The following is an 8,970-nucleotide window of genomic DNA, read 5'->3' as shown; positions in this document are numbered from 1 at the left end:
GGGCCCGAGCCCACGCCGCGGCCGGAGCCGGAGCCCGCGCTCGCCGCGGCCCGGCCGCCGGACGCGCCGCTGCCCCGGAACGCGCCGCTGAACAAGGCGGAGCTGCACGCCAGCCTGTCCGACCCGGTGCTCGACACGATGACCTTCCTCAACGAGGTCACCCACCGCTTCCCCGACGCGATCTCCTTCGCGCCGGGCCGCCCCTACGAGGGGTTCTTCGACACCGAGCGGACCCTCTCCTTTTTCCGCCGCTACCTCGCCCACCTGACGGACGGCGGCGCCTCCGCCACCGAGGTCTCGACCGCGCTGCACCAATACGGCCCCACGGCCGGGCAGATCCGCGAGCTGATCGCCGACTCGCTGGCCACGGAGGAGGGCATCGACGTCGAGCCCGAGTCCATCGTGGTCACCGTCGGCTGCCAGGAGGCGATGCTCCTGACCCTGCGCGCGCTGTTCTCGGGCCCGCGGGACGTGCTGCTGGTCGCCAGCCCCTGCTACGTGGGCATCACCGGAGCGGCCAGGCTCCTCGACATCCCCCTCACCCCGGTCGAGGAGCGCGCGAACGGCATCGCCCGCGCCGACCTCGAAGCCGCGGTACGGGCCGAACGCGCCCGCGGGCGAAGGCCCCGCGCGCTCTACGTGGTTCCCGACCACTCCAACCCCTCCGGCGCCACCCTCTCCCGGGAGGCCCGCGAGGACCTGCTCGACTTCGCCGGGCGCCACGACCTGCTCATCCTGGAGGACAGCCCCTACCGCATGGTCAGCCAGGGCCGCCCGCTGCCCACCCTGAAGTCCCTGGACCGCGCACGCCGCGTCGTCCACCTCGGCTCCTACGCGAAGACCGTCTTCCCCGGCGCCCGCCTGGGCTACGCCGTCGCCGACCAGCGGGTCACGGACGCCTCCGGCGCGGTCACTCTGCTCGCGGACGAGCTCACCAAGATCAAGAGCATGGTGACGGTCAACACCTCGTCGCTGAGCCAGGCCGTCGTCGCCGGGGCGCTCCTGTCCTCGGGCGGCAGGATCGCCGAGTTCGGCGCCGCGTCGGCCGCCCACTACGGCAAGGCGCTCCGGACGACGCTGGACCAGCTGGCCCGCCACTTCCCCGAGGACCGCCGCGACCGCCTGGGCGTCAGCTGGACCGAGCCGAGCGGCGGCTTCTTCCTCACCCTGCGGGCCGGGTTCGCGACCGACAACGCCGCCCTGATGCGCTCCGCCGGGGACCACGGCGTCATCTGGACGCCGATGTCCTACTTCTACCCCGACGGCGGTGGCGAACGGACCATGCGACTGTCGTTCAGCTATCTGCCGCACGCGCGGATCGAGGAGGGCATCGCCCGCCTGGCCCGCTTCATCGAGGCGGAGCCGCGCGTCCTCGCCGACGCGACGGCGCCCGCGGAGCGGGTCCGATGAGGTCCGCCGCGATCGTCGGGACCGGCCTGATCGGCACCTNCCGTGGCCCTGGCCCTCAGCAGGCACGGCGTCACGGTCCACCTGGACGACGCGGATCCGGCGGCGGCCAGGACGGCGGAGGCCATGGGGGCGGGCTCGGTCGGCCCGCCGAAGGAGCCGGTGGACCTCGCGGTACTCGCCGTGCCGCCCGCCCACATCGGCACCGTGCTGGCCCGCAGCCAGCGCAGCGGGCTCGCCCGCGCGTACACCGACGTCGCCAGCGTCAAGGCCCGCCCACAGGACCAGATTCGGTCCGCGGGCGGGGACCTCTCCAGCTACGTCGGCGGCCATCCGCTCGCGGGCAGCGAGCGCTCGGGGCCGCTCGCCGCGCGGCCGGACCTGTTCGAGGGGCGGACGTGGGTGCTCACCCCTTCGGTGCGGACCGACCGGGCCGCGCTCAACTGCGGGCTCGAACTGGTCTCGCTGTGCGGCGCGGTGCCGATGGTGATGGACAGTGTGCGGCACGACCGCGCGGTCGCCCTCACCTCGCACGCCCCGCACCTGATCTCCGCGCTCGTGGCCGCCCGGCTCGCCCCGGCCGAGGAGGAGCACCTGCGCATCTCCGGGCAGGGCCTCCGGGACGTCAGCCGGGTCGCGGCAGGCGATCCGACGCTGTGGGGCGACATCCTGGACGCGAACGCCGACGCGGTGGCCGACGTCCTCGAGGCGTTCGCCGACGACCTGGGCCGGGCGATCGACGCGCTGCGCGCCCTGCGCGGGACCGAGGGACCGGCGAGTAAGCAAGGGGCCGCGTTTCTCGACGAGTTGCTCAGGCTCGGCAACCGGGGGCACGCGCGCGTCCCGCGCAAGGGGGGCGCCGGGCCGGCGGTGTACGTGCCGCTTCCCGTGGTCATCCCGGATCAGCCGGGCTCGCTGGCACGGCTGTTCGCCGCGGTCGGCGAGGCCGGGGTGAACATCGAGGACCTCCGCATCGAGCACGCCGTGGACCAGCCGCGCGGCCTGGTCGAGCTCCTGGTCGAGGAGTCCGCGGCTCCCGGCCTGCGCCGGGTGCTGCGCGCCGACGGCTGGATCATGCGCGACGCCGACATCAGCTGAGACGGGCGGCTGACACCAACGTGACACCGCACGTCAGGCCGCTCCGGGCGCCCTGGCAGTTTCATGCACCACACGTTGCCGCCCGCGAACGGCGTGGCTTAGAAAGGACAGCGGTGCGACGGAAGGGGAAGGATGGCACAGCCAGGGCGAGCCGAGTACCTGCTGATCGAGAGCAGGGCGGCGGCCACCGCGGACGGCGCGGGCTTCTGCCGCGACGCACTGCTCCAGGCCCGCGCGGGCCACGGCGTGCTGCTGTTCCTGCTCCAGGACGGGGTGACCATGGCGCTGCCCGGCCGCTCGGCCGAGGTGAAGGCGCTCGGCGCGGAGGGCGGCCGGATCTGGGTGGACGGCTTCTCCCTCGCCCAACGCGGCCTCGCCGACGCCGCACTGCTGCCCGCGGCGCGGATCGTGGACGTGGACGCCGTGGCCGGTGCGCTGCTCGACCCCGACGTGAGGGTGGTGTGGCACTGATGGCGCGTCCGGTTCCGCGCACCGACGTGCTGATGGTCCTGATGGGCGCGCCGCACGAGTCGGACCTGACCACCAGCGTGCTGCGCCTGGTGCAGGCCATGCTGGAACGCGGCGGCAGCGTCCAGGTGTGGGCCTGCGGCTACGCGACCACACTGACCCAGGCGTCCCTCGGGGCCCACAAGCCGCGCGACATCGCCCACTGGTCGCGCGCCTACCCCTCGACGGCCGCCCTGGTCGGGGAGCTGCTCGCCGCCTTCCCCGGGCGGTTGCACTGGTACGTGTGCCGCTTCTGCAGCGAGGACCGCGGCGCGGGCGAGCAGATGCCCGGGGTCGCGCTGCGCGGCCCCTCGGCCTTCGCCGCCAACGGCGCGGCCGCCGCCAAGACGATGATGGTCGGAGTGCTCTGACATGGCCGACCCGACGCGGCCGACGGTCGAAGGGGCCCAGGTGCTGGCCATCGTGGAACGCGCCTACCGGGGCACGGTGGAGAAGCAGTACGCGGACACCCTGTACCTGGCGGCCGAGCTGCACCGGCAGATGGGCGGCATGGACATCCTGCTGCGCGGCCTGGCCGTCACCTACGCCGCCGCCGGGGCACACGTGGGGCAGCTGAGGTTCGGCGGGCTGCTCATCGACACCCTCACCGACCAGCGTTCCGACGTACAGGTCCTGCTCAGGGCCGGGCTTCGGCTGTACGCGGAGGAGTCCGCGGTGCGCGCCTATGGCCTCGACCGCGAGGGGCGCCTGCTCGACGGCGTACGAACGATCTCGACCACTGAGGCCGCGGCCCGGTGGTCCGACTACCGGACGGTGTGCTTCCTGTGACACCTCCTGAGAAACGGAGACAGCCATGACCACGTCGCCCTCCCGCCCCGCCATCCGGCTCGACAAGGAGGAGCTGCGCACCACCATCGCGCAGGTCCTCGATGTCGAGGTCGCCGAACTGACCGACGACGCCAGCTTCACCGACGACCTCGAGGTCGACTCCCTGATGGCCCTGGAGGTCGTGGTCGTCCTGGAGAAGACGTACGGGCTGCGACTGGACGAGACCGAACTGCGCAGCGTCACCTCCCTGGACAGCGCCTACCGGCTGCTGTCCGGAAGGCTGTCCGCGGCGTGACGGCGGGAGCGGGGCGCCGGCGCGTCGCCGCCGGACCTCCGCTCCGCGCGCGCCGTAAGAGAAAAGAAAAGGAGAGCCGTGCACGAACGTGAGTTCCGCGCCTTCGTGTCCGTGGCCGAGATCGGGCGCATGGACCAAGCGGCGAAGGCGCTGGGATATTCACAGCCCGCCATCAGCTATCAGATCAAATGCCTGGAACGGGTGCTGGGCATCAAACTGTTCACCCGCGATTCGACCGGCGCCCACCTCACCCGGGAGGGCCGGATGATCCTGCCGTCCGCCCGCGTCGTTCTCACCCTCATCGAGAGCATGAAGCTCATCGATCGCTCGAAGGGCGCCCGCCCGGCCTGACCCGGGCGGGCGCCACCCGCCGCGGGGGCCCCGCGCCGCCGGGCACGGCGCCGCGGGGCCCCCGCGCGCGGATCAGGCCGCCGAGGGCGAGCGGCCCAGCACCGTCAGGTACTCGGGCAGCCGGGCCCACACCTCGGGGGTGTAGAAGTGGCCGCCGGGCAGCCAGGTCGCCTCCAGGGGGCCGCCGTTCAGCAGCCGCCACCGTTCCGGCGCCTCCGCGCCGATGCTGTCGTCCTCGCCGAGCAGCACCTGGACCGGCACCTCGACCCGGTCGCCGGCGCCGTACCGGTAGCTGTTCATGATGCCGAGGTCGGCGCGGAGGATCTCCACGGCGATCTGCATGATGCCCTCGTCGCCGAGGATGCTCTCGGGCAACTGGCCCTTGGCGCACATCCAGTCGATGAGCTGCTGGTCGGTGTCGTTCGGCTCCGGCCGGTGCCGTGTCGCGTTCCGCCACAGGGCCGGGGAGTCGGCGGCCGACAGCGCCAGCGACTGCGGCGCGGGCAGCCCCTCGGCCGAGGCGCGCCGCGCCAGATCGAAGGCGGCCCAGGCGCCCATGCTGTGCCCGAAGAGCACGTAAGGGCGCCGGGCGATGCCGCGCAACGCCGTCAGCGCGTCGTCCAGCATGTCCCGCCAGTCCTTGGCGAACGGCTCGGTGAAGCGGCCCTCGCGGCCCGGGTAGCAGTGCAGGACGAGCTCGACGTCCTCCGGCAGCGACCGCGCCCAGGGCCGGAACGGCGCCGTGCCGCCCCCGCAGAAGCTCAGGCACAGCAGGGTACGGGAGGCGTGCGGACGGGGCAGCGGACGGATGGCGGAAGGGGGCACCTGGACTCTCCCTGCGGACGGGGACTGAGCGGCGACTGTACGCGCCGATCCGCGAACCTGCGGAAGGGCACTGCGAATTCTTCGATGCCGGATGGCGGCGCGAGGAGGGGCCCCGGCCGCGCGGGGCGCCGCCCGGCAGCCGCGGGAGCCCGACCGCCGCGATCCGCAGGCCCGTTCCGGCGGGTGGCGCCAGGGTGAGGGAACGTCACGCGCCACGCAACCGCCGATCGAATTTCTCTGTCTCAAAACTTTGAAGCGCCGGTCCCGGGGCCGCCCACAAGAAACTCTTCGGATTCTTTAATACGGACTTTTGGCCGCCCGCCCCGCTCGCGAGGATGGGTGGCCCGTGACCGAGAGGCCGTGCAGTGGAGACCATCCGAGTCGAAAGTCTGAGCAAGTCGTATCCGAAATCCGAGCGTCCCGCGCTGTCGGAGGTGAGTTTCACCGCCAGGCCCGGCACCGTTCTCGGACTCCTCGGCCCCAACGGGTCGGGAAAGACCACCACCGTGCGCATCCTGGCCACCCTGCTGCGCCCGGACGGCGGGCAGGCGTGGATCGACGGCCATGACGTCGTGGCGCAGCCGCAGCAGGTGCGCGCGGCCATCGGTCTCACCGGCCAGTACGCCGCGGTGGACGACGAGTTGACCGGGCTGCGGAACCTGGAGCTGATCTCCCGGCTGCTCGGCGCCTCCCGCCCGGCAGCCCGCGCACGGGCCACCGAGCTCATCGAGCGGTTCGAGTTGGAGGAGGCGGCGGGCCGGATGGTCAAGACCTACTCCGGCGGCATGCGGCGCCGGCTGGACGTGGCCGCGAGCCTGGTGGGCCGCCCCCGGGTGCTCTTCCTCGACGAGCCGACCACCGGCCTCGACCCGCGCAGCCGCAACGAGGTCTGGTCACTGGTCCGCGAACTCGTGGCGGACGGCGTCACGGTGCTGCTCACCACGCAGTACCTGGAGGAGGCCGACCAGCTCGCCAACGACCTGGTGATGCTCGACCAGGGCCGGGTGGTGGCCAGCGGCACTCCGACCGAACTGAAGTCGAAGGCCGGAGGGCTCGCCCTCCAGGTCCGGGTCGTGTCCACCGGGGACTGCGCGCGGGCCGCCGGGCACGTGGCCGCGGTCACCGGCTCGCAGCCCGCCGTGGACGAGGACACCGGGCTGATCGAGGTCCCCGTCGGCGACACCGGGGCGCTGCGCCGGCTGGTCGGCGAACTGGAGGACGCCGGGATCCCGTTCGTCGAGCTCGGGCTGCGCCAGGCGACCCTCGACGAGGTCTTCTTCGCCCTGACCGGCCGCAGCCCGAAGGCCGCCGCGGCGGCCGAAACAGACGCCGACGCGGCGCCGATCGCGGCCGGTGCCGCCGAAAGGACTTCCCGATGACCAGCACCCCACTCGGCGCCCCTGCCGCCCCCGCCGGCGCGGCGGTGGTGGCGGCGGCGCCCAAGGGCAGCCTGCTGACCCACACCTCGGCCCTGGTCGGCCGCAACCTGAGCAAGCTGCGCACCTCGCCGCAGATCGTGGTCTTCAGCGCGTTGCAGCCGATCATCATGATGCTGATGTTCATGGTGCTGTTCGCCGGGTCGGTCTCGGGCAGCCAGTCGGAGTACCTCCAGTTCCTGCTGCCCGGCATGCTCGCGCAGAACGCGGCCTTCATGGTCACCACGGTCGGCCAGGCGATCAACACGGACATCGAGAAGGGCATCTTCGACCGCTTCCGCAGCCTGCCCATCGCCCGCTCGGCGCCGCTGATCGCGCATGTCGTGGGCGACCTCCCGCGCCAGGCGGCCGCCACCGTCGTGATCCTCGGGTTCGGGGTGATCCTCGGCTTCCGCGTGCACACCGACCCGCTGTCGGTGCTGCTGGCGATCCTGCTGGTGCTGCTGGTGTCCTTCGCCTTCTCCTGGATCGCCCTGACCATCGGGCTGATCGCCGACAAGCCCGAGTCGGTGAACATGCTCGTGATGATGCTGCTGTTCCCGCTGGCGTTCGGCAGCAATACCCTGGTCACCACCGACTCGCTGCCCGGCTGGCTCCAGGCCTGGGTCAAGATCAACCCGGTGTCGCACCTCGCCACCGCCGTGCGCGACCTGCTCACGGGACCGGCCTCGTCGGCCGGTTCCGACATCGGCACCACCGTGCTCACCGCCGCCGTCGTCCTCGTGCTGTTCGTGCCGCTTGCGGTCCGGGCGTACGCCCGGCGGCTCTGACCCGGACCGGCCGCTGACCCGACCGGGTCGGCGGCACCGGGCCCGCCCCTCTCTCACCCACACCTTGTCCACCCGAACCCGAAGGGGACATCGACGTGCTTGGCGATACCTCGATGCGCGCCGTGAGCGACAGCGACGGCGGGGATGGCCGTTCGGGACGCGGACTGCCGCTGACCGCCGCGCAGCTGGGCATCTGGCACGCGCAGCAGCTCGACCCGCTCAACGCCGCCTTCCGGGGCGGCGAGTACCTGGAGATCGCCGGGCCGGTGGACGCCGCCCGGCTGGAGCGGGCCGTCCGCCGGGTGCGGGAGGAGGCCGAGACGCTGCGGGTCGTGGTGCTCGACGGCCCCGAGGGGCCGCGGCAGTACGTCGAGGCGGCGGGCGCCTGGCCGCTGCCGGTGGTGGACCTGCGCGGGGAGCGCGACCCGCTCGCCGCCGCCGAACGGGCGATGCGCCGGGAGCTGGCCACCCCCCTGGAGATCGGCGCCCCGGGCGGCGGGCCGCTCTTCGGGAGCGCGCTGTTCGTGCTGGCCGACGACCGGCACCTGTGGTTCCACCACTACCACCACCTCGTCGCCGACGGCTTCACGGTCGCCGCGGTGGCCCGCCGGGTCGCCGAGCTGTACAACGCCGACGGGCCGGACGGCGCGGCAAGCGGCCCCGGCTTCCTGCCCCTGGCCGGGCTCGTCGAGGCCGACGCCGACTACCGCGCCTCCGGACTCCTCGCCACCGACCGGGAGTTCTGGGCGGGGCGGCTGGCCGGCGCCCCCGCGCCCGCGTCGTTGAGCACCCGGCCCCCGGTGCCGCCGCGGGAGAGGATCCGCCGCGGCGTCGTGCTGGACGCCGCCGCGCTCGACCGGCTGCGCGACGCCGCCTACGACGCCGATGTGCCCTGGCCCACCGTCGTGCTCACCGCCGTCGCGCTGTACGTCCAGCGCACCGCGGGGGCCGACGAGGCGGTGCTCGGCGTCCCGGTGACGACCCGTCTCGGCCGCCTGTCCCGCTCCACCCCCGGCATGGTCTCCAACCTGCTGCCGCTGCGGGTCGCGCTCCGCCCGGCCATGACGGTCGGCGAGGCGCTGCTCCACGTCGCGGGCCGGCTCCGCGAGGCCATGCGCCACCAGCGGTACCGGTACGAGGACCTGCGCCGCGAGCACGGCGGGGGTCCGGAGCGCCCGCTGGTCGGCCCCCAGGTCAACGTGATGGCCTTCACCGACGTCGTCACCTTCGACGGACACCGGGCCACCGTGCGCAACCTGTCGATCGGTCCGACCGACGACTTCTCCGTCGTGGTCCACGTCAGCCCCGACGGCGGCGGCCTGCACATCGACCTGGACGGCAACGCCGACCGCTACGACGCGGCGGAGCTCGCCGCGCACGAGACGCGGCTGCTCCACGTGCTGGAGGGGCTGGCCGACGCCGACGGCGCGCTGCCCACCGGCCGCCTGGACGTGCTCCCGCCCGCCCAGCGGGAACGCGCGCTGCCCCCCGC

The 8,970-nt window shown here is 73.4% G+C and carries 11 protein-coding genes; 10 read left to right on the top strand and 1 reads right to left on the bottom strand.

What is annotated here, in order from left to right; genetic code table 11:
* The 7 genes from ADY01_RS29805 to ADY01_RS29775 form a co-directional block, all read left to right on the top strand.
* Positions 1-1,410, top strand: a 1,410-nt coding sequence (locus ADY01_RS29805; RefSeq protein ID WP_049579676.1) for an aminotransferase class I/II-fold pyridoxal phosphate-dependent enzyme, incomplete at its 5' end; no start/stop codon positions are given.
* A gap of 40 nt (positions 1,411-1,450) precedes the next feature.
* Positions 1,451-2,505: prephenate dehydrogenase (locus tag ADY01_RS29800; protein ID WP_234320465.1), on the top strand; the 1,055-nt coding region annotated here is incomplete at its 5' end.
* Between the two features lie 132 nt (positions 2,506-2,637).
* The gene (locus tag ADY01_RS29795) at positions 2,638-2,976 is read left to right on the top strand and encodes a DsrE family protein (protein ID WP_053171335.1); all 339 of its coding nucleotides are present in this window, start codon (positions 2,638-2,640) and stop codon (positions 2,974-2,976) included.
* Entirely contained in the window at positions 2,976-3,383 is a 408-nt protein-coding gene (locus ADY01_RS29790; RefSeq protein WP_049579677.1) for a hypothetical protein, read from the top strand. Before ADY01_RS29795 ends, ADY01_RS29790 begins: the two co-directional genes overlap by 1 nt.
* Before the next feature lies 1 nt (position 3,384).
* Entirely contained in the window at positions 3,385-3,801 is a 417-nt protein-coding gene (locus tag ADY01_RS29785) for a hypothetical protein (RefSeq protein ID WP_049579675.1), read from the top strand.
* Positions 3,802-3,826: 25 nt separating this feature from the next.
* Positions 3,827-4,096: an acyl carrier protein gene (locus ADY01_RS29780; RefSeq protein ID WP_049579673.1), complete on the top strand. Its 270-nt coding sequence runs from the start codon at positions 3,827-3,829 to the stop codon at positions 4,094-4,096.
* Positions 4,097-4,174: 78 nt separating this feature from the next.
* Positions 4,175-4,447, top strand: a complete 273-nt coding sequence (locus tag ADY01_RS29775) for a helix-turn-helix domain-containing protein (protein WP_049579672.1) — start codon at positions 4,175-4,177, stop codon at positions 4,445-4,447.
* A 72-nt stretch (positions 4,448-4,519) separates the two neighbouring features.
* Here the strand turns inward: ADY01_RS29775 and ADY01_RS29770 are convergent, their stop codons facing one another.
* Positions 4,520-5,272, bottom strand: a complete 753-nt coding sequence (locus tag ADY01_RS29770; protein WP_049579670.1) for a thioesterase II family protein — start codon at positions 5,270-5,272, stop codon at positions 4,520-4,522.
* Between the two features lie 365 nt (positions 5,273-5,637).
* On the opposite strand from ADY01_RS29770, the gene ADY01_RS29765 reads away from it, so the two are divergent.
* The 3 genes from ADY01_RS29765 to ADY01_RS29755 all read left to right on the top strand — a co-directional run.
* Positions 5,638-6,651, top strand: a complete 1,014-nt coding sequence (locus tag ADY01_RS29765) for an ATP-binding cassette domain-containing protein (protein WP_049579668.1) — start codon at positions 5,638-5,640, stop codon at positions 6,649-6,651.
* Complete coding sequence (locus ADY01_RS29760) at positions 6,648-7,478, top strand: ABC transporter permease (RefSeq protein WP_049579666.1); 831 nt, start codon at positions 6,648-6,650, stop codon at positions 7,476-7,478. The genes ADY01_RS29765 and ADY01_RS29760 overlap by 4 nt, the downstream gene beginning before the upstream one ends.
* Positions 7,479-7,573: 95 nt before the next feature.
* The coding region (locus ADY01_RS29755) for a condensation domain-containing protein (protein WP_234320464.1) at positions 7,574-8,970 on the top strand (1,397 nt) is incomplete at its 3' end.

This window comes from Streptomyces sp. SBT349, assembly GCF_001083795.1.
Lineage (GTDB): Bacteria > Actinomycetota > Actinomycetes > Streptomycetales > Streptomycetaceae > Streptomyces.
This window is presented reverse-complemented; position numbering and strand designations above follow the sequence as displayed.